Here is a 23,783-nt window from a genome sequence, read left to right as displayed (position 1 = left end):
GTTGCAGGCGATCCGCCGGGCATGGCCCGGCGCCACCCGGAACCGGTGGTGATCGTCGGCCGGCGTACACACGCGGCGTGGGATACTCCGCCGGCTATCGATGGCGAGGGAATGCGATGTTCCGTTGGTTTGAATCCCTGATTCCGGTGTTTCCGCCCATTGACGGGCGCATGCCACCGCGCAACGTGGTGCCGTTCTACCTGCACTACCTGCGGCCGGTGTGGCCGGTGCTGCTGGCCACCCTGGTCGCCGGCCTGCTGCTGGCGCTGGTGGAAGTGGCGATGTTCGATTTCCTCGGTCGCATCGTCGACATGGTTGCCGAGCAGCCCGGCGCGGACTTCTTCCAGCGCCATGCCGATACGCTCGGCTGGATGCTGTTCATCACCGTCATCGCGCGCCCGATCCTGGTCGGCCTGCACAACCTGCTGGTCAACCAGGCCATCGTGCCGGGGCTGAGCAATCGATCGCGCTGGCTGATGCACAACTACGTGGTGCGGCAAAGCCTGAGCTTCTTCCAGAACGACTTCGCCGGCAGCATGGCCAACCGGGTGATGCAGACCGGCACCTCGCTGCGCGAGTCGGCAGTGCAGATGGTCGATTCGCTGTGGTACATCGTGGTCTATACCGGCACCGCGCTGTACCTGTTCGCGCAGGCCGACTGGCGGTTGATGGTGCCGCTGATCCTGTGGCTGCTGGCCTACGTGGTGATCATGATCTACTTCGTGCCGCGCGCGAAGGAACGGGCCTGGATCGCCTCGGAGGCGCGCTCCAAGGCGATGGGACGCATCGTTGATGGCTACACCAACATTCCCACCCTGAAGCTGTTCGCCCACGGCGGCCGCGAGCAGGCCTATGTCGCCGATTCGATCCAGGAGCTGGCGGTCAAGCACCGCGCGCAGACCCGGATCACCACCGGCATGGACCTGACCATCGCCATCGTCAATGGTTTCCTCATCGCCGGCACCTGTGGCCTGGCACTGTGGCTGTGGAACGGCGGACACATCACCGTCGGCGCGATCACCCTGGCAACCGGCCTGGTGATCCGCATCCACAACATGTCCGGCTGGATCATGTGGACCATCAACGGCATCTTCGAAGACATCGGTACCGTGCAGGATGGCATCACCACCATCGCCCAGCCGCTGACCGTGCAGGACCGCGAGGATGCGGTGCCGCTGCAGGTGACTCGTGGCGGTGTGCACTTCCAGGATGTCCATTTCCATTACGGCAAGAAGGGCGGCGTGATTGCCGGCCTGGACCTGGTGGTGAAGCCGGGCGAGAAGATCGGTCTGGTCGGCCCCTCCGGTGCCGGCAAGTCGACGCTGGTGAACGTACTGCTGCGGCTGTATGACCTGGAAAGCGGTCGCATCCTGATCGATGATCAGGACATCGCCTACGTCACCCAGGAAAGCCTGCGCCAGCAGATCGGCGTGGTCACCCAGGACACCTCGCTGCTGCACCGTTCGATCCGCGACAACCTGCTGTACGGCCGTCCCGATGCGACCGACGCGCAGCTGCGCGCGGCCGTGGCCAAGGCGCGCGCGGAGGCCTTCATCGACACGCTGGTCGACGGCGAAGGGCGTCGTGGCTACGACGCGCATGTCGGCGAGCGCGGGGTGAAGCTGTCCGGTGGCCAGCGCCAGCGCATCGCCATTGCCCGTGTGCTGCTGAAGGACGCCCCGATCCTGGTGCTGGACGAGGCGACCTCGGCACTGGACTCGGAAGTGGAAGCGGCCATCCAGGACAACCTGGACGAGCTGATGGGCGGCAAGACGGTGATCGCGATCGCCCATCGCCTGTCGACCATCGCGCGCATGGACCGGCTGGTGGTGATGGACCAGGGCCGCATTGTCGAGACCGGCAGCCATGCCGAGCTGATCGAGGCCGGCGGACTGTACGCGCGCTTGTGGGCACGGCAGACCGGTGGCTTTGTCGCTGCGGAGCGATGACCAACGCCGCATGGTGGATGCGCAACAGTAGGTCCACGCCATGCGCGGATGCCGTGCCACACGGATAAAGAAACGGCCCGGGTCTCCCCGGGCCGTTTTCCTTCACCTCACACCCGATCCATCACTCGATCGGCTGGTCCAGCATCAGCTGGCGTGCGAAGCGCACCGGCGGTGCGCCGTAGGACAGCATCTGGTCGTGGTACGCCTTCAGGTTGAACTTGTCACCCAGCTTGTCCTGCATCGCCTTGCGGGTGTCGAAGTGTTCCTGCGCACCGACGAAGTAGGTCGGCAGCTGAGCCGAGGTCAGCTGCGCACGCACCCACTTGCCCGAGGCTTCGCTTTCCTGCTGGAAGGCGTCGTGGGTCATCAGGTGCATCGCCTTCTCGCGATCCCAGTTGTCCACGTGCACGCCCTGGTCGAGGATCGCGTTGGAGATCGTGCGCAGGTAGAACTTCAGCTGCACCAGGTGGAACAACGGGTCGTTGTTGAGGTACCCCTGCTCCTGCATCATGCGCTCGGTGTAGACCGCCCAGCCTTCGGCGAACAGGCCCGAGCGCAGCACCGCGCGCAGGGTGGAGGGGAACTTGGCCGAATGCCAGCCTTCCAGGTAGTGGCCCGGGGTGCCCTCGTGGATACTCAGCAGGTGGATCATGCGCGAGTTGTATTCGCGCAGGAACGAATCGACCTGCTTGTCGTTCCAGTCGTCCGGAATCGGCGAAACCGCATAGAAGGTCTTCAGGTTCTTGTCCAGCGGGCCCGGCGAATCGCAATAGGCCACGGCCACGCCACGCTGGAATTCCGGCATCAGGATGATGTCCACCGGCGCGTCGGGCAGGGTCATCAGGTCGTGCTCGCGGACGAACGCAGTGGACTGCTCCAGTGCGGCCTTGGCGTCGTCGACCACCTTGTCGCGCGCCGGCTTGTCAGCGTAGGCCAGCTCCAGCGCGGCCTCGATCGCCTTCTGCTGCTGTTCGTCGGTCGGCTGCGCCGGCATTTCCGGTGCGCCCGGCTTGTCCTTCAGCACGGTCTGCGCGATGCCGTACATGTCCTCGCGCACGCGCTTGAGTTCGGCGCGTGCACGCTCGCCGATCTCCTGCCGCGACAGCGAGGAATTCAGCGCGAACTTGAGCTTCTGGTCGTACTTTTCCGCACCGATGCGGAAGTCTCCCTTGGCGTTCGGCACCAGGGTCTTGTCCAGCCAGGTCTGCTGTTCGTCCACGGCCTTCTTCAGGCCGTCGATGGCGGCCTGCAGGCGCTGCTGGTCGGCCTGCGGCAGCTCGCCGATGTGCGGGGTGATGAAGGTATCGACGATGCTGAGGATGCCCTTGTTCTGCTTGGCCACCGTCTCGGCATGGATCTTCGGCACGCGTGCCGGATCCAGGTTTTCGCGGGCCTGGGCGAAGATCGCCGGCAGTTTCTCCATGCGCGCGGTGGCGGCCTTCAGGCGCTCGGGCAGCGGCGCGAACTCGCGTGCCATCAGGCCGTAGATCGCGCTGCCGGCAACGCCGTTGTACAGCTGCGGATCCCACTTGCCGGACTGCATGACCTCGGCATTCCAGATTTCCGACTGCAGCTGGTTGCGCAGGATCGCTGCATCCACCTGGTTTTCGCGGCCCAGCTTGGCCACCTCGATCTTGTCCAGCTCGCCCAGCAGTCCCTTGTAGGCGTCCACGGTCTTCTGCTGGCCGGCCGCGCTCAGGTCGTCGATCTCGCTGTCATAGCGGTGGTCGCCGATCTGGGTGGCACTGACCGGGGACAGCTGCATCCAGGTATCCAGGGCACGCTTGGACAGGTCGGCGAAGGCGGCGTCGACCGCCGCATCTCCGGCCTGCTGGCTGGCGGCCGGGGTGGAACCGTTGGTCGGGGCATCGGCCGGCTGGCAACCGGCGAGGGCGGCGACGAGGGCGAGGGCAAGAAGATGCGGGCGCATCGGCATTCCTGTACGGGGTCAATCCTCGAGCATAGGCCCCCGGGGCTGCTTTGTCCCCGTGCCATAGGATTACCATGGGCGCATACAAGGACTCTCCAGCGGAGCGCGGGACATGGAATACCAGGGAAGCTGCCATTGCGGCAGGATCGCATTCACCGTGCAGGCCGACGCCCCCATCAAGGACGTCATCGACTGCAACTGCTCGATGTGCCGCCGCCGCGGCAGCCTGCTCTGGTTCGCCCCGCGCGAGGCCTTCCAGCTGGGCACCGATATCGCCGACGTGGCGACCTACCAGTTCAACACCCATAACATCGATCACCATCACTGCCGTGAGTGCGGCACCGCGCCGTACAGCGAGGCAGTGGATCCGCGCAGCGGCCTGCCGATGGTGGCGATCAACGTGCGCTGCCTGCCACAGGTGGAGCTGGGTGGATTGTCGATCACCTCGTTCGACGGAGCCTCGCGATGACGGCTCCTCGCGTGTGGACGCGCGTGATGATCGTGCCGGCATTACTGCTCGCGCTGGCTGCCTGCGCCAAGCAGGGTGAAAGGGCCGCCGATGCCGGTGGTGCCGCCGAAGCGGGCGTGGCCTCGCCGGAAGGCGCGTTCCTGGCCTATGAGCACGATGTACAGGTGCAGCTGGAAGCAGCGCAGATCGCCCCGCGCATCCAGCAGGTCGCGCAGGCGTGCCAGAACGCGAAGTTCGGTGAGTGCGCGGTGCTGCAGGTGGATCAGCGCAGTGGCGAACAGCCCAGTGGCGAGGTCAAGGTACGCATTGCGCCGAAGGGCGTGGAATCGTTGATCGGCCTGGCCGGCGAGGGCGGCACGCTGCAGGCGCGCAACACGCGTGCCGAGGACCTGGCCCAGCAGGTGGCCGACACTGCGCTGACCAAGGCACGGCTGGAGAAGGAGCACGCGCGGTTGCTGTCCTACCAGGACCGCGGCGATCTGAAGATCGAGGATCTGATGGCGATCACCACGCGCCTGTCGGAGATCGAAGCGGGGGTGGAGCAGGCCACCAAGGATGCCGCCCAGCAGCGCAGGCGCATCGATACGCAGCTGGTGACGATGCATTTCGACACCACCTCCGGCCAACGCAGCCGCAGCGAAATCGGCGAAGCGTTGAGCGAGTCGGGCAGCATCCTCAGCACCAGCGTGGCATTTTTGATCCGTGCCGCCGCCGCGTTGTTGCCGGTGGCGGTGCTGGCGTTGATCGCGGCCTGGGGCGTACGGGCGTGGTGGCGTCGCCGACGCCGCAAGCCCTGATCGAACCGCGCCGCGTATTCGCCGGGCATGGCCCGGCGCTACCCGATGCTCGAGGCACGTCGGTAGCGTCGGCCATGCGCCGTCTGTTCCGGTGGCGCCGGGCCATGCCCGGCGAACGCTCAGCCTTCGTCGGTCTCGTATTCGACGAACACATCCAGTTCCAGTGCCAGTTCCTGCACCGCATCGCGCACTTTCTGCGCGGTGCTCTCGTTGCCTACTTCCACTTCCAGTTCGTGGGTGCCCGGGCCGATGTCGTCGGACAGGCCGGCCGAGCTGGAATCATCGTCATCCATGTGCGGCATCAGGTCGTCGGTCTCTTCGACGTGTTCGATGCCTTCCAGGCCGAGCAGCAGGTCGCTGATCGCGCGGGCATCATCTTCGGTTCCGGTAATTCGCAGTCGCAGCAGGGCCATGGCGGAAGCACGTTGTGGGGTTCGCCTGCAGCCTAGCCAGCGCTGGGCAAAGATCGGGTGAGGGCGCAGTCAGCCGGGTGTGCTCGGGCGGCCGAGCAGGCTGTCCGGCAACGCCGGTACCGGCGTGCGCTCATCCGCTGCCTGGCCCAGCAGCCAGTCGATGAACAGCCGTGCGGCGGGGCTGGGCGGCCGCCCTTCGGCATGCACCACGTAATAGGCATAGCGTGCCTTCAGTGCAGGGCCAGGCAGGCGTACCAGCTCATGGCGCTGCAGGTACGGCTGGGCGACGTGGGTACGCGCCAGCACCGCGCCCATGCCGTACACCGCCGCGCGCATCGCGTCGGTACTGTCGGCAAAGGTGTGCATCGCCGGCAACGGTGACGGCGGACGCACGCCGGCATGGCGGAACCAATCGCGCCAGCCTTGTGGTGACAGATCGCTCAGCAGCGGCAGCTCGGCGATGCGTGCCGGGTCCAGCAGCGCTTCGACTCCCGGCAGCGCCGGGGACGCGACGGGAAACAGGTTGTCGTCCATCAGGTGCTGCGCATGCAGTCCGGGCCATTGGCCCAGTCCGTAGCGGATGCCGACCTCCGGGCCGTTCTCGTCGTAACGGTCCAGGCCACTGCCGGTGTGCAGCTCGATGCGGATGTGTGGATGGGCCTGGGTGAAACGCGGTAGCCGTGGCAGCAGCCAGCAGTACGACAGCGAGCGCAGCGTCGCGATCCGCAGCGGCACGCTGTCCGCGTCCGGCTGCAGATGGTGGGCGACGGCGGCGACATCGGTGAACGCGGCGCTGGCGGCATCGGCCAACTGCCGGCCTTCGGCGGTCAGGCGTACCCCGCGTGCATGGCGCAGGAACAGGCGCGTGGCCAGCACCTCTTCCAGGCGTCGCACATGGTGGCTGACCGCGCTGGCGGTCAGATGCAGTTCCTGCGCGGCCTGGGCGAAGTTCTGATGGCGCGCAGCGACCGCGAAAACGGCCAGGGCGGGAAGCAGGGAAGGGCGTAGCAGCATGTCCAGCCTCAAACCATATTTGTGGCTGGCAGCGATACTACGCGCTTGTGCAGCGGGCGTCTGCGGCTGATCCTGTGTGGCCGGAACAGCGCCACGATGAGCAACGGACACAGCACATGAATGCGATACCCCAAGCGACCGAGCGTGATTGGCGCACACCGCTGGAATTGACCCTGCTCGGCGCGATCTGGGGCTGCTCGTTCCTGTTCATGCGGGTGGCAGTGCCTTCATTCGGGCCGTTCGCCCTGGTCGAGGTACGGCTGGTGCTGGGCGCACTGGTGTTGCTGCCGTTCCTGTGGCGCGCACGCGCGCAGTTCCCGCCGCGCCGCTGGTTGTGGTTGGCGCCGATCGGCCTGGTCAATTCGGCGTTGCCGTTCGTGCTGTTCGCTTACGCCGCAGAGCGTGCGCCGGCTGCGATCGGTGCGATCTGCAATGCGATGACGGTGCTGTTTGCCGCACTGATCGCCTTCCTGTTCTTCGGCGAGAAGATCGGTGTACGCCGTGCCGGCGCGCTGCTGGTCGGTTTTGCCGGCGTGGTGGTGCTGGCCACGGCCAAGATCTCGGGGCTGAGCATCGGCACGGCCGTACTGGCCGGTGCCGCCGCCTCGCTGCTGTACGGCTTGGGCGTGAACCTGGTGAAGCGGCACATGACCGGTCTGCCTTCGGCTGCTGCCGCCGCTGCCACGTTGTCGTGCGCCTCATTGTGGTTGTTGCCGATGGCGCTCACGCATCTGCCGCAGGGTCCGATCCCAGGCAAGGCCTGGGGCGCGGCGATCGCGCTGGGCGTGGTCTGCACCGGATTCGCCTTCCTGATGTTCTATCGCCTGATCGGCCGCATCGGCCCGTCGCGTGCGTCAACGGTGACCTATCTGGTTCCGCTGTTCGGTGCTGCGTTCGCCTGGTTGTTCCTGGGCGAGCCGGTGACGCTGCAGATGCTGATTGCCGGTGCGTTGATTCTGGGTAGCGTGGCGGTGAGTCAGAAGGGCTGAGGTGTTTTGCACGTGGCGCGTGCTGAAGGTGTTTCATCGTTCATGGGCGTCACTTTTCTTTTCGCGCGAAAAGAAAAGTAACCAAAAGAAACGCGCCGCCAAGTCGCGAGCCGCCGTGCTTCGCACGTCGGTGCCCTGCGCTTCTCGGTGAATCAGGGGACGGTGCCGAACTCGCTGCGCTCAGACATCGGCACCTCTTCGCCCCTGATTCCCCTGCGATGCTCGGCTCGCCCAAGGCGGGCTGGAAGGTCAAGATCAACAGCAAGTGCATCCACGCATGGCGTGGATCTACTGGGTGCAGCTGCGGCCTTTGATCTGGGTCCGCCTTGAGCGAGCCGAGCACCGCAGGTCCGGCGAGGGCGAAGAGGCGCGGGTGTCTGAGCGCAGCGAGTTCCCGCGCCGTCCCTCGACGGGCCGAGGAGCGCAGGGCACCGATGCGCAACGCGCATCGGCTCGTGACCGGCGGAACGTTTCTTTTGGTTACTTTTCTTTGCGTACAAAGAAAAGTAACGCCCATGAAAGGTGAAGCACCTTCAGCACGCGCCACGCGCAGAACCCGCGACGGCGTTACTTCACCGGCACCGGAATATTGCAGAGGTCGATATGCCCCGCAGGGCGCTTGTAGAAATCATCCACGCGGTTGCGCCGCGCTTCCACCGTATCGGCGAAGGTCTTTGAATCCGTGCGCAGCACCTGGATCGGCGTGCGCTCGGCCGCGGGCACGTCACTGGCGCTGCGGATCGACACGATCGGTGTGCGCAGCTTCGGGTCGGTGTAGAAACCCATCGGTGCCGGTCCACGCTGGATCGCACTGAGCAGTTCCATGCCCTTCAGCACGCGGCCGACCAGGGTGATGTTGCGGTCCAGCTGGCGCGGCGACTGGCCAGTCACCACGTAGAGTTCTGCACCGATACTGCTGTCTTCCTCGTTGCTGCGGCCGGCACCGAGCATGCCGTAGCAGTGCGCCAGCCAAGCCTTGCCGGCCTGCGGGTCCTGGCCGACCGGGAAGCCGTCGACGAAGCCGGTCTGTGCTGCCCAGCCATCGCGGTCGGGTAGCACGCTCACCTTCAGGCCGGCGCTGGCACGCTCGAACTCGGCCGGCAGCTTGCGCTGCGCGCTGCCGAACGGCTTGGCCTTGGCGGCATCGTCGGCGTCGGCATCGCCGAACTGCACCACGAAGTTGTCCTGCGAACGGTAGATGCTGGTGCCGTCCCAGAAGTGCTCGTGGGCGAAGGTCTGGATGTTGGCGACATGGTGTGGGGCGAACTGCGGCGCCAGCTCGATGATCACCCGCCCGGCAGGCAGGTCCATGTACAGCAGGTTGGCCGGGTCCGGCGTGCGCCAGTCGCTGGCGGCCGAGGCATCGAGGATCTGCTGCGGGCTGCGGTAGGGCGTGGCTGCGCTGGCCATTGCAGGCAGCAGGCAGGCCAGGGCGAGGGCGGTCAGGGCAAGGCGTCGACGGTGCGGCATGGGATCCCCGGAACATGAACGAGGCCTCGATTCTGCGCGAGCGGCACGGCCACGCCAACCGGCAGGATGACTAACGACACATTCGCTATACCGAACTTCGCACTACTGTGGACTTCAACGTAGTGGAGGGCCGGTCATGTCCGAGGACGATGTCCACCTGAAGAAGTTCCAGAAGGAGCTCAGCGCCGGAACCGTGTCACTGGCCCTGCTGGCAGTGCTGGCCCGCGCAGGTGAGCCGCTGTACGGCTATCTGATCGCCAAGGAGCTGGAACGGGTGGGCGAGGGCGTGCTCAGTGGCAAGCAGAGCGCGCTGTACCCGGTGCTGCGCAACCTGGAGGGCGCCGGCCTGCTGGAGAGCCATGTGGAGCCGTCCAGCAGCGGGCCGCCGCGCCGCTACTACCGCATCAACGCGCGTGGCCGGGAGGTGCTGCAGCAATGGCGCCAGGCTTGGCGCGACACCCGTGATTCCGTCGATTCCGTGTTGGAGGGGATACCGCAATGAACGACCTGGACCTGGCAGGCATCCGTCTGCCCAGCACCATCCCGCAGTACCTGGCGCAGCTGCGTGCGGCGCTGGACGGTGCCGATCCGGCGATGGTGCAGGACGCCCTGTACGACGCCGAGGAATACCTGCGCTCGGAACTGGCGGCGCAACCCGGCCGCAGCGAAGCCGAGGTGATCGCCGACGTCGCCGGCAGCTACGGTGCACCGGACGAGGTGGCGGAGATCTATCGCGAAACCGAGCTCACGGTGAACCGCGCGCTGCGCACGCCGCGGGCCGACACCGGCCCAGTGCTGCGTGCAGCGGCCGAGGCCAGCGGTGCGGCACCGGCGGCGCAGCCGGCAGCACCCATGCAACGCTCGTTGCTGGCGCGCTTCTTCGGCGTGGTGACGGATCCGCACACCTACGGCGCGCTGTTCTACATGCTGTTGTCGCTGGCCACCGGCATCTTCTTCTTCACCTGGGTGGTCACCGGCCTGTCGCTGTCGCTGGGCCTGTTGATCCTGATCATCGGCGTCCCGCTGACCGTGCTGTTCTTCGGCTCGGTGCGTGGACTGGCGTTGCTGGAAGGGCGGCTGGTGGAAGCGCTGCTGGGCGAGCGCATGCCGCGCCGGCCGCAGTACACCGACCGCAGCCGCAGCTGGCTGCAGCGTATCGGCGACATGTTCACCGATGGTCGCACTTGGCTGACCCTGCTGTACTTCGTGCTGATGCTGCCGCTGGGCATCATCTACTTCACCATCGCGGTGACCCTGCTGTCGCTGTCGCTGGGCTTGATCTGGGCACCGGTGGCGGCGATCTTCAGCGGCGACATCCCCGGCATCTACATCAACGACGTGAACGTACTGCCGATGGCGGCCTCGCCGCTGGTGGCGATCGGGGTAGCAGCGGTGGGTGTGTTGCTGCTGCTGCTGACGATGCACCTGGCACGCGGCATCGGCAAGCTGCACGGCATGCTGGCCAAGAACCTGCTGGTGCGCCTGTAAGGGCATGGGCCCAGAACGCTTGGCGCGGACGCGTGCTGGAGCAGAGCCCCCTGAGTCAGGGGGCGGCCGCGAAGCGGCGGGGGATTGGATGAATGGTGCGGCAGGGGCCCACGATGCGCGCGGCGCATCGTGGGAGCGACAGCGCGAATGCGATGGTGCTACCCCGCCTTGCGGCGCAGCGGGGTGACGTTGCTCTTCTTCTTCGTGGCCTTCGCGGCCGGGGCTTCGGCATGCGCGGCGAAGAAGTCACGCACCTTCGGGTACACCACTTCGCGCCAGCGGCGGCCGCTGAAGATGCCGTAATGGCCTGCACCATCCACGATGAAGTGTTCACGGCGTTCGGCCGGTATACCGCTGCACAGTGCCTGCGCCGCTTCGGTCTGGCCGAGGCCGGCGATATCGTCCAGCTCGCCTTCGATGCTCAGCAGCGCGGTATCGCGGATTGCCGACGGGTCGACCTTTTCGCCGTTGACCACCCACTCGCCACGCGGCAGCAGGAAGTCCTGGAACACCACGGAGATGGTGTCCAGGTAGTACTTGGCCGGCATGTCCAGCACCGCGTTGTACTCGTCGTAGAAGCGACGGTGCGCGTCGGCATCTTCCAGGTCGCCCTTCACCAGGTCGGTGTAGAAATCCCAGTGCGAGCTGAAGTGGCGGCTGGGATTCATCGACAGGAAGCCGGCGTGCTGCAGGAAACCGGGATACACGCGGCGGCCGGCACCAGGATAACTGGCCGGCACGGTGTGGATGACGTTGTTCTCGAACCACGACAACGGGTTCTGCGTGGCCAGGTTGTTGACCGCGGTCGGGCTGCAGCGCGCGTCGATCGGGCCTCCCATCATCACCAGCGTGCGCGGTGTCGCTTCGCCGCGGCTGGCCATCAATGAAACCGCGGCCAGCACCGGTACGGTCGGCTGGCAGACGCTGACCACGTGCAGGCGCTCCACGCCGAGATGGCGGATGAACTCCTGGATGTAGGCGATGTAGTCGTCCAGCCCGAACTCGCCCTCGCTGCCGGGCACCATGCGCGCGTCCACCCAGTCGGTCACATAGACACGATGGTCGCGCAGCAGCGTGCGCACGGTGTCGCGCAGCAGCGTGGCGTGATGGCCCGACAACGGCGCCACCACCAGCACGAACGGCTGGTTGAGCATGGTGTGCAGCTGGTCGGCTTCGTTGCTGTGGCGCTTGAAGCGCAGCAGCTTGCAGAACGGCTTGCTGAGTTCCTCGTGCACCACGATCGGCACGCGCTCGCCCTCGACCTCGATTTCGTTGATGCCCCATTCGGGCTTCTCGTAATCCTTGCCGATGCGATGGAACAGCTCATTGACCGCGGCCAGGCGATCAGCGCCGGGCATCTGCGACCACCAGTGTCCCTGGTTGGCGAAGAACTTGGCGTTGGCCTGGGCCTGGTGCACCCAGGGGGCGAGCAGGTTGCGGGTCAGTTCGTGCAGTTGATAGAGCATGCCGACCGAATATGTATGGTCTTATGTTGCCGCGCAGCATAGCGCATCCGGCTGTCCCGGACGTTAAGCAGACGCACTGCCCGTATTCAGCGGGCCGCCTGTTCCAGCGCAGTCGCTTCGGTGGCCAGCGCTGGCCCCAGCCAGAGGTGGGACCCGACTGCCTGCAAGCCTTGGCGGGCCAGCTCGCGCCGGTACCAGCGGGCCGGGCGCGACTGGAAGCCGTCGTGGTCGCCCTCGAATTCATCTTCGGCGGCGAAGGTCTCCAGGAACGCAACGCCTGCGGTCAGCTCGGCGACACCGGCCAGGCCTGCGCGCAATTCGCGGTTGGACACGTAGTGCATCACGTCCGAACAGACCAGCAGGTCGACCGGGGCGCAGGGTCGCAGCCAGGCAAAATCGCCAAAGCTGGCCAGGTGCAGGTTGCGGGTCCGGCCGTAGCGGCGCACAGCGTACTCGCTGCTGTCGAAACCGAGGTATTCGACCTTCGGACGCAGTTTCAGCAGCGGCGCGCGCCACGCCCCTTCGCCACAGCCGACGTCCAGCACGCTGCGGATCGGTCGTTCCAGGTAGTACTCGGCCGTCGCCACGGCGAGGGCGACCTTGCGCGCCAGGCGCGCGCTGCTGCCGATGTCGGCGTGCCGGTACCAGCGCTGGAAGTAGGCGGCGTCGTAGGTCTTGTCCATGGCGTTCGGGTGCAGTCGTGAAATCGGCGTCTATCGTACGGCGTTGCAGCACGTCATGCGTCGATGTGTCGCGCCAGCCACCCATGGGCTGGCTCTACTGCGACAATACGCGCACATCCACGCCAGCCGCCGGAGCGAGCGCATGCAGAGCTACTACTGGGTCAAGACCTTCCACATCGTGTTCGTGGTGGCGTGGATGGCCACGGTGTTCTACCTGCCGCGCATCCTGGTGAACCTGTCCGAGACGGCGGGGCAGCCGGCGGTGGTCGAGCGCCTGCAGCTGATGGGCATGCGCTTGTACCGCTTCGGCCATTCGATGTTCGGCCTGGCGTTCGTGCTCGGCCTGGTGCTGTGGCTGGGCTACAAGGTGATTCCGGATTTCCCGACCATGGTCGCCCCGGGTGGCGCAGGGTGGCTGCACGCCAAGCTGGGCCTGGTGGTGGTGCTGCTGGCGTACTTCATCTGGATCGGGCGGCTGCTGAAGGGCGTGGCCAGGGGCAGGGCGCTGCCGTCGTCGCGCGCGCTGCGCTGGATCAACGAGATCCCGCTGCTGGCCTTCATCCCGATCGTCTGGCTGGTGCTGGCCAAGCCGTTCTGAGATCTGGAGCTCTCGAACATGTCACTTTCTTGCTCGTGCAAGAAAGTAACCAAAGAACACGCCGCCAGGTCGCGAGCCGGTGCTACGCACCGGTGCCCTGTGCTTCTCGGTGAATCAGGGGACTGAGGAGCGCAGGGAACCGGTGTGCAGAGCACACCGGCTCGCGGCTGGCGGAGCGTTTCTTTTGGTTACTTTTCTTTTCGCAAAAAGAAAAGTAACGCCTCGAGCAGAGGCTCAGGCCGCTTCGTAAGTGCCGTAGCTGCGCAGGCGCTTGTAGCGCTGGTCCAGCAGTTCTTCGGTGGACAGCGCATCCAGCGCGTCCAGCTCGTTCAGCAGCACGGCCTTCAACCGCTTGGCCATCTGCGTCGGGTTGCGGTGGGCGCCGCCGGTGGGCTCGCGTACGACCTTGTCGACCAGGCCCAGGTCCTTCAGGCGCGGGGCGGTCAGGCCCAGCTGCTCGGCGGCATCCTTGGCCTTGCCGGCATCCTTCCACAGGATCGAAGCACAGCCTTCCGGGGTGATGGTCGAGTACACCGCGTATTCCAGCATCACGGTACGATCGCCCACGCCCAGCGCCAGTGCGCCGCCCGAGCCGCCTTCACCGATCACGGTGCAGATGATCGGCACCTTCAGCTCGGCCATTTCGATCAGGTTGCGCGCGATCGCTTCGGACTGGCCGCGCGACTCGGCATCGATGCCTGGCCAGGCGCCGGCGGTGTCGATCAGGGTCAGTACCGGCAGGCCGAAACGCTCGGCCATCTTCATCAGGCGCAGCGCCTTGCGGTAGCCCTCCGGCTTGGGCATGCCGAAGTTGCGCTTGATCTTTTCCTTGGTGTCGCGGCCCTTCTGGTGGCCGATGACCATCACCGAGCGGCCATTGATGCGGGCCAGGCCGCCCATGATCGCCTTGTCGTCGGCGAAGGCACGGTCGCCGGCCAGTTCCTGGAACTCATCGCAGATGATGCGGATGTAGTCGGCGGTGTACGGGCGCGACGGATGGCGGGCCAGCTGCAGCACCTGCCACGAGGTCAGGTTGCGGAAGATCTGTGCGGTACGCACGCGCAGCTTGTCCTGCAGCGCATGCACTTCGGCCTCGACATTGACCGCCGGCCCGGCACTGGCGTTGCGCAGTTCCTGGATCTTGGCTTCCAGGTCGGCGATGGGTTGCTCGAAGTCGAGGTAGTTCGGATTCATCGGAAGCCGTCGTGTAAAGAAGAGGGGAATTCTAGCCGAATGCGCAGGAACGGCCCGTACGCCTTCGTCTGGAAGCCGACGGTAGCGCAGTGGGGGCCGGCGGCGCCAGTCGAGCCGCTGGCCGCCGGTTCAGGGCAGGACCAGCGCGCTGCGGGCCATTTCGGTGCTGCGGATCGTCACGAAGTCGTTGTAGGCCTGGTTGGCCGCCACCGGCAGCTTCGCACCCAGCGTCATGGTGGCCTGGGTGAAGGCCATCTGCGCCTGGAAGTCTTCCTTGCGCAGGGCCTTCTGCTCGCTGGCCGTGGTGGCCTTCAGCCAGCGGGCATAGAGGTCGCGCACCGGACCGGCATGGGCCTCGAAGGCCGGGTCCAGCGCGGGCAGCGCCGGAGCCGGTTCCAGCGTGTAGGCCGGGGCCACGTAGCCGGCGGGCTGCTCGCGCTTGTAGGCACCGGGTTCGCCCATGCTGGCCTCGATGTAGGTGATGAATTCCGGCGCGGTGAAGATCTTGGTGCTGATCCTGCCACCGGTCGAATCCACGTGCGCAACCACCTGTTCCTCGGGGAACGGCTCGCGCACGCCGAAGTTCCAGGTCTTGTCGATGAACAGGCCGTGGTGCTTTTCGAACGGTCCCTTGAACTCGACACCGCCCAGCTCGATGCCCAGGCCGCTGACACCGAAGTTCTTCAGCTTGTCCTCGCCGGTCACATAGATCTCGCGCGCTGTCACGTACTCGCTGAGGCTGGGATTGATCAGGCCGCCGCGGCCGTCGGCATAGACGATGAAGCGCACCTCGCCCAGGCGGTCGGTGTGCAGGTGATGCTCACCGGCAGCCAGGCTGATCGGTCGCGAGGCGTGCGCAGCCACCGGCAGGTCCTTGCCATCGATGCTGATCGCCAGCGGCGCATCGGTCGGGTTGTCGATCTCGAAATCGACCTTGGAGGAGCAGCCGGCCAGCGCGAGCGCGGCCATCATCGGCAACAGCAGGTTCTTCATTACGGGCAATCGTCCTTGACGTATGCAGCGGGAAAGCGGAAACGGGGTGGGGCGAGCCTCAGCTGGCCCATGGCGGGCTGTAGCGCACCTTCAGCGTGCGCACTGCCGGTTCGGCGCGCAGCGCCTCCATCAGCCTGGAATCGACGCGCACCGCGCTCTGCCCGGAAACATCGAGCATGCCGGCGATGCCGCCATCGGGGCCCTTCAGCAGCAGGTCCAGGCGCAGGGGCGTGCGGCCGGGGCGATGGCGGTCCAGCAGGGCGTCGATGCGCTCCCACACCGGCCGCTGATGGCGCAGGTCCAGCCGCAGCGACAGGCGCGTGGCGTAGTTCGCACAGACCTCGTCGAAGTCCCAGCACTGGCGGATGCGCAGTGCGAAGCCGCCATTGAATTCGTCTTCGCGCAGGCCGCCCTTGACTACCAGGATACGGTCCTTGGTCATCAGGTGGCCGAACTCGGCCATGGCATCGGAGAACGCACTGCATTCGACGCGGCCACGGCCATCTTCCAATTGGATGAAGATCTGGCTCTCGCCCTTGCGGCGCACGCCGACCACCTGGCCGGCAAGCACGGTCTGCACTTCCGGACGCCAGCGCTTCTCGCCGCCACCACTGTTGCTGTTGGCGCTCCAGATCTTCTCCACCGAGCCGAGGTCGGTACCGACCAGATCGCGCACATCATCGCGCCACGGGTCGAACGGGTGGCCACTGAGGTAGAAGCCCAGCGTGTCGCGCTCGCCGTTGAGGCGCTGCAGCAACGGCCATTCGTCGGTTTCCTGCAGCTCCAGGTGGATGGCCCGCACGCCCGGCTCGGGGCCGCCGAACAGCGAGTTCTGGCCGGACGCACGCTCGCGCGCCATCTGCTCGGTGGCCTTGATCACTTCCGGCAGCTGCAGCATCAGCGAGGCCCGGTTGTGGCCCAGCTCATCCAGCGCGCCGCAGTTGATCATTGCTTCCAGCGTGCGCCGGTTGAGCTTGGCCGAACCGATGCGGGTGCAGAAGTCGAGCAGATCGGTGTAGTCACCGCCGCGCAGGCGTTCCTCCACCACCGCTTCGCAGGCACCCTGGCCGACGCCCTTGATCGCTCCCAGGCCGTACTGGATGGTGTCCGGCGTGGCCGCTTCGAACATGAAGGCGGACTGGTTCACCTTCGGCGGCAGCACGGTCAGGCCAAGGTTGCGCACCTCGTCCAGGAAACCGACCACCTTCTCGGTGTTGTCCATGTCCGAAGACAGCGTCGCGGCCATGAACTCGGCCGGATAATGGCGCTTGAGCCAGGCCGTCTGGTAACTCACCAGCGCGTAGGCGGCGGCGTGCGACTTGTTGAAGCCGTAGCCGGCGAACTTCTCCATCAGGTCGAAGATCGCATCGGCCTTGGCTTCGCCGACGCCGTCCTTGGCCGCACCTTCGCGGAAGATCTCGCGGTGCTTGGCCATTTCCGCCGGCACCTTCTTGCCCATCGCACGGCGCAGCAGGTCGGCGCCGCCCAGCGAGTAGCCGCCGACGATCTGCGCCATCTGCATCACCTGCTCCTGGTACACCATGATGCCGTAGGTGTCGCGCAGGATGCGCTCGGTGCGCGGATCGGGATACTCCACGTCTTCGCGCCCGTGCTTGCGGTCGACGAAGGAGGGAATCAGGTCCATCGGGCCGGGTCGGTACAGCGACACCAGCGCGATCAGGTCTTCGAAACGGTCGGGCTTGGCGTCCTTCAGCAGGCGGCGCATGCCCGAGGATTCGAACTGGAACACCGCACCGGTATTGCCCGAGGCGAAGATGTCCTTGTAGGTGGGCGCATCGTCCAGCGGCAGCTGGGTGATGTCCACCGGCGGAATGCCGGCGCGCTCGTGGCGCTTGTTGATCGCCTTCACCGCCCAGTCGATGATCGTCAGCGTGCGCAGGCCGAGGAAGTCGAACTTCACCAGGCCGACTTCTTCAACGTCGTTCTTGTCGAACTGGGTGACCGGATTCTTGCCGCGGCCGTCTTCATCGTGTTCGGCGAACAGCGGGCAGAACTCGCTCAACGGCTCGGGCGCGATCACCACGCCACCGGCGTGCTTGCCGGCGTTGCGGGTGAGGTCTTCCAGCTGCCGTGCCAGGTCGATCAGGTCGCGGACGTCGTCCTCGCTCTGGTAGCGCTGGATCAGCTCGGGCGAAGCCATCTCGCTGTCCTTGCCCTCACCCATCGCATCCTTCAGCGAGATGCCGAGGATGTTCGGGATCAGCTTGGCGACGCCGTCGACCAGGCCGTAGGGGAAGCCGAGCACGCGACCGGAGTCGCGCACCACCGCCTTGGCCGCCATGGTGCCGTAGGTGATGATCTGGCTGACCCGCTCGCGGCCATACTTGCGCGCAACGTAGTCGATGACCTCGTCGCGGCGGTCCATGCAGAAGTCGATGTCGAAGTCGGGCATCGACACGCGTTCGGGGTTGAGGAAGCGCTCGAACAGCAGGTTGTACGGCAGCGGGTCCAGATCGGTGATCTGCAGTGCCCAGGCCACCAGCGAACCCGCACCCGAACCACGGCCCGGGCCGATCGGAATGCCCTGTGCCTTGCCCCACTGGATGAAGTCGGCCACGATCAGGAAGTAGCCGGGGAAGCCCATCTTGATGATGGTGTCCAGCTCGAACTCGAGGCGGTCGCTGTAATCCTGCGCGGTCATGCCGGGCGCGATGGGATTCTTTTCCAGGCGTGCGGCCAGGCCCTTGCGCGACTCGCTGCGGATCCAGCTGTCCAGCGTCTCCTCGTCGGGCACCGGATAGTCGGGCAGGAAGTAGGTGCCCAGGCGCATCTCGATGTTGCAGCGCTCGGCCAGCGCCAGCGTGTTGTCGATCGCATCGGGAATGTCGGCGAACAACGCGCACATCTCTTCGGCCGACTTCAGGTACTGCTGGTCGCTGTACTCGCGCGGGCGCTTGGGGTCATCCAGCACGCGGCCGGTGGAGATGCAAACGCGTGCTTCGTGCGCGCTGAAATCGGACGGTGACAGGAAGCGTACGTCGTTGCTGGCGATCACCGGCAGGCCACGCTGGCCGGCGGCCATCAGCGCGAACTGGTTGAAGCTCTCTTCGCCATCGCGGCCGGTGCGGGTCAGCTCCAGGTGCAGGCCGTCACCGAACACGCGCTGCCAGTCGGCCAGTTGCTGCTCTGCCAGATCATGCTTGCCATCCAGGGCCAGGCGCCCGGCCAGGCTCTCACGGCCGGCCAGAGCGAACAGGTTGGCGTTGCCGGCCTTCAGCCAGTCCGGATGCACCGCCACGCCGCCCTCGGGGCGATGGCCTTCCATCCATGCACGGGTCAGCAGCCGCGACAGGCTCAGGTAGCCCTCGCGGTCGCGGCACAGCAGGGTCATCCGCCACGGGTCCTGGCCTTCTTCGGCGATCATCACGTCGGCGCCGGCGATGGGCTTGATGCCCACGCCTTCGGCGGCCTTGTAGAACTTGACCAGGGCGAACAGGTTGTTGAGGTCGGTCACCGCCAGCGCAGGCAGGCCCAGTTCGACCGAGCGCGACAGCAGGTTGGCCTGCTTGGCCTTCTTCGGGTCAGCCTGGTCCGGCTTGGCCGGCACGCGGATGGTGGAGTCCGCCAGCGAGAACTCGGTGTGGACGTGGAGATGTACGAAGCGGGAGTTGGACATGCCGGACCAGGTTGGAGCGCGCAGGCCCCGGGTGCAGACGCGGGAATCGTCGCCGGGGTCGGGAAGCGCTGGAGTGCCCGGTCAGGGTAGCGAGGGCAGGGGGTTGCGACAAGGACTTGACGGTGCGCGATATCGCGAGTGCCGCCGGGCATGGCACGGCGTTACCGGGGGCGTTCATGTTGCCGTGGTAGCGCCGGGCCATGCCCGGCGGACGTTCAGGCGATCGCGGTGGTGGCCGGTACTTCCAGGCACTCGCGCACCGGGGCGAAGCTGCGCCGGTGCTCCGCGCACGGGCCGTGTTCACGCAGGGCGGCCAGATGCGCCGGGGTGCCGTAGCCCTTGTGCTGGTCGAAACCGTACTGCGGGTGGCGTGCGTGCAGGTCCAGCATGTAGCGGTCGCGCGAAACCTTGGCCAGGATCGAGGCCGCCATGATCGCGCGGTCGATGCCATCGCCGCCGACCAGCGCCTGCGCCGGCAGCACCAGCCCCTTGGGCACCACGTTGCCGTCGATGCGGGCGAAGCCGGCCACGTGGGCCACCGCCGCGACCACATCGCGCATGCCCTGCAGGGTGGCTTGATAGATGTTCAGGCGATCGATGGCTTCCACGTCCACCAGCACCACGTGCCAGGCCAGGGCGCGGTCGAGGATGCGGTCATGCAGCTGCTCGCGGCGGGCCGCGGTCAGCTGCTTGGAATCATCCAGGCCGTTCAGTCGTGGCCGCTGCGGGTCGAACACCACCGCTGCCACTGCGACGGGGCCGGCCAGCGGTCCGCGTCCGGCTTCGTCGACACCGGCGATGCGGTGGCCGGGGTCGATCACCGCGGCACCATCGAACAAGGCCAGGCTGGCGGCTGCCGCGTGGCGGCGGCTCATGCCTTTTCCTGGCCGCGCACCAGCAGCTCGCCAACGGCATCGGCTGCGCGCGCCGATGCATTGCGGCGCAGCCGTTCATGCAGGCGCGCGTAGGTGCCCTGCAGGTCGGCGATCCGCTGCGGGTGGTCGAACCACTGCTGGATGGCGGCGGCCAGTTTTTCCGGCGTGCAGTCGTGCTGCATCAGCTCTGGCGCCAGGTCCTGGCCGGCCAGGATGTTGGGCAGGGCGAAGCGGTCGACCTTGATCAACCCCAGCGCCTTCACCAGGCGGTACGTCAGTTCGTTGACCCGGTAGCCGACCACCATCGGACGCTTCACCAGCATCGCCTCCAGGGTGGCGGTACCGGAGGCCAGCACCACCACGTCGGCGGCGATCATCGCGTTGCGCGCCTGGCCGTCCAGCACGTGCGAATAGGCCACCGGCAGCGCCGAGCGTGACAACTGCTCTTCAATCAGGCGCCGGCAGGCCGCATTGGCCGCCGGCACCACCACGTGCAGGCCGGGAATGCGCTCGGATACCTGCCAGGCGGCCTCGAAGAAGGCTTCGCCGAGCTTGGATATCTCGCCCAGGCGGCTGCCGGGAAGCACGGCCAGCACCTTGGCGGAGGCGGGCAGGCCGAGCTCGATCCGGGCCGCTTCCCGGTCGACGTGCAGCGGGATGTCATCGGCCATCGGATGGCCGACGAAGCGTGCGTCGATGCCGTGCTTGGCGTAGATCGGCGGTTCCATCGGGAACAGGCACAGCACCAGGTCGGCGCTGCTGCCGATCTTCTCGGCACGCTTCTCGCGCCATGCCCACACCGAGGGGCTGACGTAGTGCACGGTGCGCACGCCACGCTGTTTCAGCCAGCGTTCGATGCCCAGATTGAAGTCCGGTGCGTCGATGCCGATGAATACGTCCGGTTGCCACTCCAGCGCACGCTGGCGGAAGGCCGAACGCAGCTTGAGCAGCCGCGGCAGATGGCGCAGGACTTCGGTCAGGCCCATCACCGCCAGTTCGCTGGCATCGTGCCAGGTCTGGCAGCCGGCGCTGCGCATGGCATCGCCGCCGATGCCGGCGAATTCGGCATGCGGGAAGCGGGCCTTCAGTTCGCGCACCAGGCCTGCGCCGAGCAGGTCGCCGGAGGCTTCACCGGCGACCAGCGCGATCCGTAACGGGCGCTCGCTGAGCACCCGGTGTGCAGGCACGCTGCCGGCCATCGAGGCCAGCGGAATCACCTCGGCGCCGGCCGGCGCCTGGCCGGTCGCGCTGCTCATCGCAGCAGGTGCCTCTCGGTGTGCTCGATGAAGTCCAGCATCGACTTGACGTCATCACTGTCGCGCGCCTGCTCGGCCAGCTGTGCCTTGGCTTCGGCCAGCGGCAGGCCAGCCACATACAGCGTGCGGTAGGCACGCTTGATGGCGGTGATGCGCTCGGGATCGAAGCCGCGACGCTTCAGGCCCTCGCTGTTGATGCCGCGCGGGCGGCCCAGCGAGTCGGTGCCGACCATGGTGAACGGCGGGACGTCGCCATTGGTCAGCGCGCCCATGCCGAGGAAGGCGTGCGCACCGATGCGGCAGAACTGATGCGCACCGGCGAAGCCGCTGATGATCACGTAGTCACCCACGGTCACGTGCCCGGCCAGCGTGGTGTTGTTGGAGAACACGCAGAAGTTGCCGACGTGGCAATCGTGGGCCACGTGCGTGTAGGCCAGCATCCAGTTGTCATCGCCGATGGTGGTGATGCCACCGCCGCCGCCAGTGCCACGGTTGAGGGTGACGAATTCGCGGAACACGTTGCGGTCGCCGATCACCAGTTCGGTGCGTTCACCGCCGTACTTCTTGTCCTGCGGTTCGCCACCGACCGCGACATGGCCGATGAAACGGTTGTCTCGGCCGATCCGGGTCGGGCCGTGGATGCTGCAGTGCGAACCGACCTCGGTGCCGGCACCGATCTCGACGTCCGGCCCGATGATCGTGAACGCGCCCACGCGCACATCGTCGGCCAGGCGCGCCGACGGATCGATCACGGCAGTGGGGTGGATCAGGGGGGCGTTGTCGCTCATCTCGGACCTCCAGCCAGGGTCATTCGCGGGTGCCGGCGCACAGCACCTCGGCGCAGGCGACGACTTCGCCGTCGACCTTGGCCACACAGTCGTACACGGCCATGTTGCGGATCACGCGCTTGATCTCCACGTGCATCTCCAGCACATCACCGGGCACCACCTGCTTGGTGAAGCGGGCCTTGTCGACCTTGACCATGTAGAACAGCTTGGACTGTGCATCGCGGCCCAGCGTCAACTGGGTCAGCACGCCGCCGGCCTGGGCCATGGCTTCGATGATCAGCACGCCGGGCATGATCGGCTGGCCCGGGAAGTGGCCCTGGAAGAACGGCTCGTTGATGCTGACGTTCTTGGTCGCGACGATCGTGCGCTTCTCGTAGTCGATCGACACCACCTTGTCCACCAGCAGGAACGGGTAGCGGTGCGGAAGCAGCGTCTGGATCTGCGCCATGTCCGGCAGGGTCTGGGTGTGGCTCATTCTTTCTCCTTGCTCACAGACAGGATGCGACGGGCCAGTGCATCGAGCTGCTTGAAGCGCGCGGCATTCTTGCGCCACGTGCGGTTGTCGGTCAGGGGCGTGCCGGAGGAATACTCGCCCGGCTCGGTGATGGAGTTGCGGACCACCGATTTGCCGGTGATCACGACCTTGTCGCAGATTTCAAGATGACCGACGACGCCAACGGCGCCGCCGAGCAGGCAGTAACGGCCGATCTTGGCGCTGCCGGCGATGCCGGTGCAGCCCGCGATGGCCGAGTGGGCGCCGATCTGCACGTTGTGTGCGATCTGCACCAGGTTGTCCAGGCGGACGTCCTCGGCCAGCACGGTGTCTTCCAGCGCGCCACGGTCGACACAGGTGTTGGCGCCGATCTCGCAGTCGTCGCCGATGCGCACGCCGCCAAGCTGCGGCACCTTGATCCATTTGCCAGCGTCCATGGCCAGGCCGAAGCCATCGGCGCCCAGCACGGCGCCGGGATGGATGCGCACGCGCTTGCCCAGCTTGACGCGGGTGACCAGGGTGACGCGGGCGATCAGTTCGCAGCCGCTGTCGAGGGTGCAGTCTTCGCCGATGATGCTGCCGGCGCCGATGATGCAGTTCTCGCCGATGACGCTGCGTGCGCCGATGGTGACGAACGGACCGACGTGGGCGCTGGCGGCGACCTGCGCCTGCGGATCGATCACAGCGCTGGGATGGATGCCGGGCGGGCGGGTCGGGGCGATGTCGAACAGCGCGCCGATCTTGGCAAAGGTGGTGTAAGGATCCTTGGCAACCAGGGCCGTACCGGGTGCTGCATCGGCATCCTCGGCGCGCAGCACCACGATGCCGGCCTGGCTGTCGGCCAGCTGGGCGCGGTAGCGCGGATTGGCAAGGAAGGTCAGCTGGCCGGCACCGGCATGGGCGAGGGTGGCCACGCCATGGATGGCGGTGCTCGGGTCGCCATGGACCTGCAGGCCGAACTGATCGGCGAGTTGCTGGGCGGTGTAGGTAGGAGTATTCACGGCGGGAGTTTAACGTGTGACGCCATTGCGGTCATGCGGGAGCAAAAGCCGGCGCCTGGCTGATCCGTGGGGCGATGGCGCAGGGGGCTGCCCAGGACACGCCGTAAACCCATCCCTGGGGGCTCGATGGCGCCATCCATGGCGCCAACGGTCCTGGTCAGCCCCCTGCGCCATCGCCGGATAGTCTTCCGCGTGCGAGCGGATCCAACCTCCACAGTCGCCTGCAGAACCGGTCCATACTCGGCTCACCGCGCGTCAGCGTGCGCTTCAATAACTAAAA

At 66.5% G+C, this 23,783-nt stretch carries 21 protein-coding genes; 7 read left to right on the top strand and 14 right to left on the bottom strand.

What is annotated here, in order from left to right; translation table 11 throughout:
• The first annotated feature begins 116 nt into the window (after positions 1–116).
• The gene (smrA, locus tag ACUXVE_RS05865) at positions 117–1,949 is read left to right on the top strand and encodes a multidrug efflux ABC transporter SmrA (RefSeq protein WP_445513984.1); all 1,833 of its coding nucleotides are present in this window, start codon (positions 117–119) and stop codon (positions 1,947–1,949) included.
• Positions 1,950–2,070: 121 nt separating this feature from the next.
• Here smrA and ACUXVE_RS05860 read toward each other — a convergent pair whose 3' ends face one another.
• On the bottom strand, positions 2,071–3,879 hold the full coding sequence (locus ACUXVE_RS05860; RefSeq protein ID WP_025877701.1) for a DUF885 domain-containing protein: 1,809 nt from the start codon (positions 3,877–3,879) through the stop codon (positions 2,071–2,073).
• A gap of 112 nt (positions 3,880–3,991) precedes the next feature.
• Here ACUXVE_RS05860 and ACUXVE_RS05855 point away from each other — a divergent pair, with 112 nt between their 5' ends.
• Positions 3,992–4,348: a GFA family protein gene (locus tag ACUXVE_RS05855; protein ID WP_093817734.1), complete on the top strand. Its 357-nt coding sequence runs from the start codon at positions 3,992–3,994 to the stop codon at positions 4,346–4,348.
• Positions 4,345–5,145 (top strand): DUF4349 domain-containing protein, encoded by an 801-nt coding sequence (locus tag ACUXVE_RS05850; protein ID WP_445513983.1) that lies wholly within the window; start codon positions 4,345–4,347, stop codon positions 5,143–5,145. Before ACUXVE_RS05855 ends, ACUXVE_RS05850 begins: the two co-directional genes overlap by 4 nt.
• Positions 5,146–5,264: 119 nt before the next feature.
• On the opposite strand, the gene ACUXVE_RS05845 is transcribed toward ACUXVE_RS05850, so the two are convergent.
• Positions 5,265–5,558, bottom strand: coding sequence for a hypothetical protein (locus ACUXVE_RS05845; RefSeq protein WP_025877698.1), 294 nt, complete (start codon positions 5,556–5,558; stop codon positions 5,265–5,267).
• Positions 5,559–5,627: 69 nt separating this feature from the next.
• Positions 5,628–6,572 (bottom strand): LysR substrate-binding domain-containing protein, encoded by a 945-nt coding sequence (locus tag ACUXVE_RS05840; RefSeq protein WP_222390142.1) that lies wholly within the window; start codon positions 6,570–6,572, stop codon positions 5,628–5,630.
• Positions 6,573–6,688: 116 nt separating this feature from the next.
• On the opposite strand from ACUXVE_RS05840, the gene ACUXVE_RS05835 reads away from it, so the two are divergent.
• On the top strand, positions 6,689–7,561 hold the full coding sequence (locus ACUXVE_RS05835; protein WP_025877696.1) for a DMT family transporter: 873 nt from the start codon (positions 6,689–6,691) through the stop codon (positions 7,559–7,561).
• A gap of 567 nt (positions 7,562–8,128) precedes the next feature.
• Here ACUXVE_RS05835 and ACUXVE_RS05830 read toward each other — a convergent pair.
• The gene (locus ACUXVE_RS05830) at positions 8,129–9,031 is read right to left on the bottom strand and encodes a peptidylprolyl isomerase (protein WP_445513982.1); all 903 of its coding nucleotides are present in this window, start codon (positions 9,029–9,031) and stop codon (positions 8,129–8,131) included.
• Positions 9,032–9,167: 136 nt separating this feature from the next.
• Here ACUXVE_RS05830 and ACUXVE_RS05825 point away from each other — a divergent pair, with 136 nt between their 5' ends.
• Together ACUXVE_RS05825 and ACUXVE_RS05820 are read left to right on the top strand one after the other, a co-directional pair.
• Entirely contained in the window at positions 9,168–9,533 is a 366-nt protein-coding gene (locus ACUXVE_RS05825; RefSeq protein ID WP_033830706.1) for a PadR family transcriptional regulator, read from the top strand.
• Positions 9,530–10,519, top strand: coding sequence for a sensor domain-containing protein (locus tag ACUXVE_RS05820; RefSeq protein ID WP_093817739.1), 990 nt, complete (start codon positions 9,530–9,532; stop codon positions 10,517–10,519). The genes ACUXVE_RS05825 and ACUXVE_RS05820 overlap by 4 nt, the downstream gene beginning before the upstream one ends.
• A 158-nt stretch (positions 10,520–10,677) precedes the next feature.
• On the opposite strand, the gene ACUXVE_RS05815 is transcribed toward ACUXVE_RS05820, so the two are convergent.
• Together ACUXVE_RS05815 and ACUXVE_RS05810 are read right to left on the bottom strand one after the other, a co-directional pair.
• Positions 10,678–11,985, bottom strand: a complete 1,308-nt coding sequence (locus ACUXVE_RS05815; protein WP_222390138.1) for a polyhydroxyalkanoate depolymerase — start codon at positions 11,983–11,985, stop codon at positions 10,678–10,680.
• Between the two features lie 86 nt (positions 11,986–12,071).
• Entirely contained in the window at positions 12,072–12,668 is a 597-nt protein-coding gene (locus ACUXVE_RS05810; RefSeq protein ID WP_445513981.1) for a class I SAM-dependent DNA methyltransferase, read from the bottom strand.
• 142 nt (positions 12,669–12,810) lie between these two features.
• Here ACUXVE_RS05810 and ACUXVE_RS05805 point away from each other — a divergent pair, with 142 nt between their 5' ends.
• On the top strand, positions 12,811–13,266 hold the full coding sequence (locus ACUXVE_RS05805) for a CopD family protein (RefSeq protein WP_099844244.1): 456 nt from the start codon (positions 12,811–12,813) through the stop codon (positions 13,264–13,266).
• 234 nt (positions 13,267–13,500) lie between these two features.
• On the opposite strand, the gene ACUXVE_RS05800 is transcribed toward ACUXVE_RS05805, so the two are convergent.
• The 8 genes from ACUXVE_RS05800 to lpxD all read right to left on the bottom strand — a co-directional run bounded on the left by ACUXVE_RS05800 (position 13,501) and on the right by lpxD (position 23,503).
• Complete coding sequence (locus tag ACUXVE_RS05800) at positions 13,501–14,460, bottom strand: acetyl-CoA carboxylase carboxyltransferase subunit alpha (protein WP_208082245.1); 960 nt, start codon at positions 14,458–14,460, stop codon at positions 13,501–13,503.
• Between the two features lie 129 nt (positions 14,461–14,589).
• Entirely contained in the window at positions 14,590–15,453 is an 864-nt protein-coding gene (locus ACUXVE_RS05795; RefSeq protein WP_445513980.1) for a hypothetical protein, read from the bottom strand.
• Positions 15,454–15,511: 58 nt separating this feature from the next.
• Complete coding sequence (gene dnaE / locus ACUXVE_RS05790; RefSeq protein WP_222390134.1) at positions 15,512–19,090, bottom strand: DNA polymerase III subunit alpha; 3,579 nt, start codon at positions 19,088–19,090, stop codon at positions 15,512–15,514.
• A gap of 215 nt (positions 19,091–19,305) precedes the next feature.
• Positions 19,306–19,965, bottom strand: a complete 660-nt coding sequence (locus ACUXVE_RS05785; RefSeq protein ID WP_093817745.1) for a ribonuclease HII — start codon at positions 19,963–19,965, stop codon at positions 19,306–19,308.
• A complete protein-coding gene (gene lpxB, locus ACUXVE_RS05780) occupies positions 19,962–21,164 on the bottom strand; it encodes a lipid-A-disaccharide synthase (RefSeq protein ID WP_223482669.1) in 1,203 nt (400 codons plus the stop codon). The genes ACUXVE_RS05785 and lpxB overlap by 4 nt, the downstream gene beginning before the upstream one ends.
• Positions 21,165–21,217: 53 nt before the next feature.
• Positions 21,218–22,009 carry an acyl-ACP--UDP-N-acetylglucosamine O-acyltransferase gene (gene lpxA, locus ACUXVE_RS05775; protein ID WP_222390133.1) on the bottom strand — a complete coding sequence of 264 codons (792 nt, stop codon included), beginning with the start codon at positions 22,007–22,009 and terminating at the stop codon, positions 21,218–21,220.
• 19 nt (positions 22,010–22,028) lie between these two features.
• Complete coding sequence (gene fabZ / locus ACUXVE_RS05770; RefSeq protein ID WP_025877675.1) at positions 22,029–22,484, bottom strand: 3-hydroxyacyl-ACP dehydratase FabZ; 456 nt, start codon at positions 22,482–22,484, stop codon at positions 22,029–22,031.
• Positions 22,481–23,503 (bottom strand): UDP-3-O-(3-hydroxymyristoyl)glucosamine N-acyltransferase, encoded by a 1,023-nt coding sequence (gene lpxD, locus ACUXVE_RS05765; RefSeq protein WP_093817747.1) that lies wholly within the window; start codon positions 23,501–23,503, stop codon positions 22,481–22,483. The genes fabZ and lpxD overlap by 4 nt, the downstream gene beginning before the upstream one ends.
• Positions 23,504–23,783 lie beyond the last annotated feature (280 nt).

Source organism: Stenotrophomonas sp. 3(2025), from assembly GCF_052665395.1.
Note: the sequence above shows the minus strand (reverse complement) of the source record. Positions and strands in the feature narration are given on the sequence as shown.

What these genes read in the sequence shown, in the direction of transcription:
- dnaE (WP_222390134.1), bottom strand. Translation starts at nt 19,090, where the DNA reads ATGTCCAACTCCCGCTTCGTACATCTCCACGTCCACACCGAGTTCTCG.
- lpxB (WP_223482669.1), bottom strand. Translation starts at nt 21,164, where the DNA reads ATGGCCGGCAGCGTGCCTGCACACCGGGTGCTCAGCGAGCGCCCGTTA.
- ACUXVE_RS05835 (WP_025877696.1), top strand. Translation starts at nt 6,689, where the DNA reads ATGAATGCGATACCCCAAGCGACCGAGCGTGATTGGCGCACACCGCTG.
- ACUXVE_RS05845 (WP_025877698.1), bottom strand. Translation starts at nt 5,558, where the DNA reads ATGGCCCTGCTGCGACTGCGAATTACCGGAACCGAAGATGATGCCCGC.
- ACUXVE_RS05830 (WP_445513982.1), bottom strand. Translation starts at nt 9,031, where the DNA reads ATGCCGCACCGTCGACGCCTTGCCCTGACCGCCCTCGCCCTGGCCTGC.
- ACUXVE_RS05810 (WP_445513981.1), bottom strand. Translation starts at nt 12,668, where the DNA reads ATGGACAAGACCTACGACGCCGCCTACTTCCAGCGCTGGTACCGGCAC.
- ACUXVE_RS05855 (WP_093817734.1), top strand. Translation starts at nt 3,992, where the DNA reads ATGGAATACCAGGGAAGCTGCCATTGCGGCAGGATCGCATTCACCGTG.
- ACUXVE_RS05795 (WP_445513980.1), bottom strand. Translation starts at nt 15,453, where the DNA reads ATGAAGAACCTGCTGTTGCCGATGATGGCCGCGCTCGCGCTGGCCGGC.
- ACUXVE_RS05860 (WP_025877701.1), bottom strand. Translation starts at nt 3,879, where the DNA reads ATGCGCCCGCATCTTCTTGCCCTCGCCCTCGTCGCCGCCCTCGCCGGT.
- ACUXVE_RS05825 (WP_033830706.1), top strand. Translation starts at nt 9,168, where the DNA reads ATGTCCGAGGACGATGTCCACCTGAAGAAGTTCCAGAAGGAGCTCAGC.
- smrA (WP_445513984.1), top strand. Translation starts at nt 117, where the DNA reads ATGTTCCGTTGGTTTGAATCCCTGATTCCGGTGTTTCCGCCCATTGAC.
- ACUXVE_RS05785 (WP_093817745.1), bottom strand. Translation starts at nt 19,965, where the DNA reads ATGAGCCGCCGCCACGCGGCAGCCGCCAGCCTGGCCTTGTTCGATGGT.
- lpxA (WP_222390133.1), bottom strand. Translation starts at nt 22,009, where the DNA reads ATGAGCGACAACGCCCCCCTGATCCACCCCACTGCCGTGATCGATCCG.
- ACUXVE_RS05800 (WP_208082245.1), bottom strand. Translation starts at nt 14,460, where the DNA reads ATGAATCCGAACTACCTCGACTTCGAGCAACCCATCGCCGACCTGGAA.
- ACUXVE_RS05815 (WP_222390138.1), bottom strand. Translation starts at nt 11,985, where the DNA reads ATGCTCTATCAACTGCACGAACTGACCCGCAACCTGCTCGCCCCCTGG.
- ACUXVE_RS05840 (WP_222390142.1), bottom strand. Translation starts at nt 6,572, where the DNA reads ATGCTGCTACGCCCTTCCCTGCTTCCCGCCCTGGCCGTTTTCGCGGTC.
- ACUXVE_RS05850 (WP_445513983.1), top strand. Translation starts at nt 4,345, where the DNA reads ATGACGGCTCCTCGCGTGTGGACGCGCGTGATGATCGTGCCGGCATTA.
- fabZ (WP_025877675.1), bottom strand. Translation starts at nt 22,484, where the DNA reads ATGAGCCACACCCAGACCCTGCCGGACATGGCGCAGATCCAGACGCTG.
- ACUXVE_RS05820 (WP_093817739.1), top strand. Translation starts at nt 9,530, where the DNA reads ATGAACGACCTGGACCTGGCAGGCATCCGTCTGCCCAGCACCATCCCG.
- ACUXVE_RS05805 (WP_099844244.1), top strand. Translation starts at nt 12,811, where the DNA reads ATGCAGAGCTACTACTGGGTCAAGACCTTCCACATCGTGTTCGTGGTG.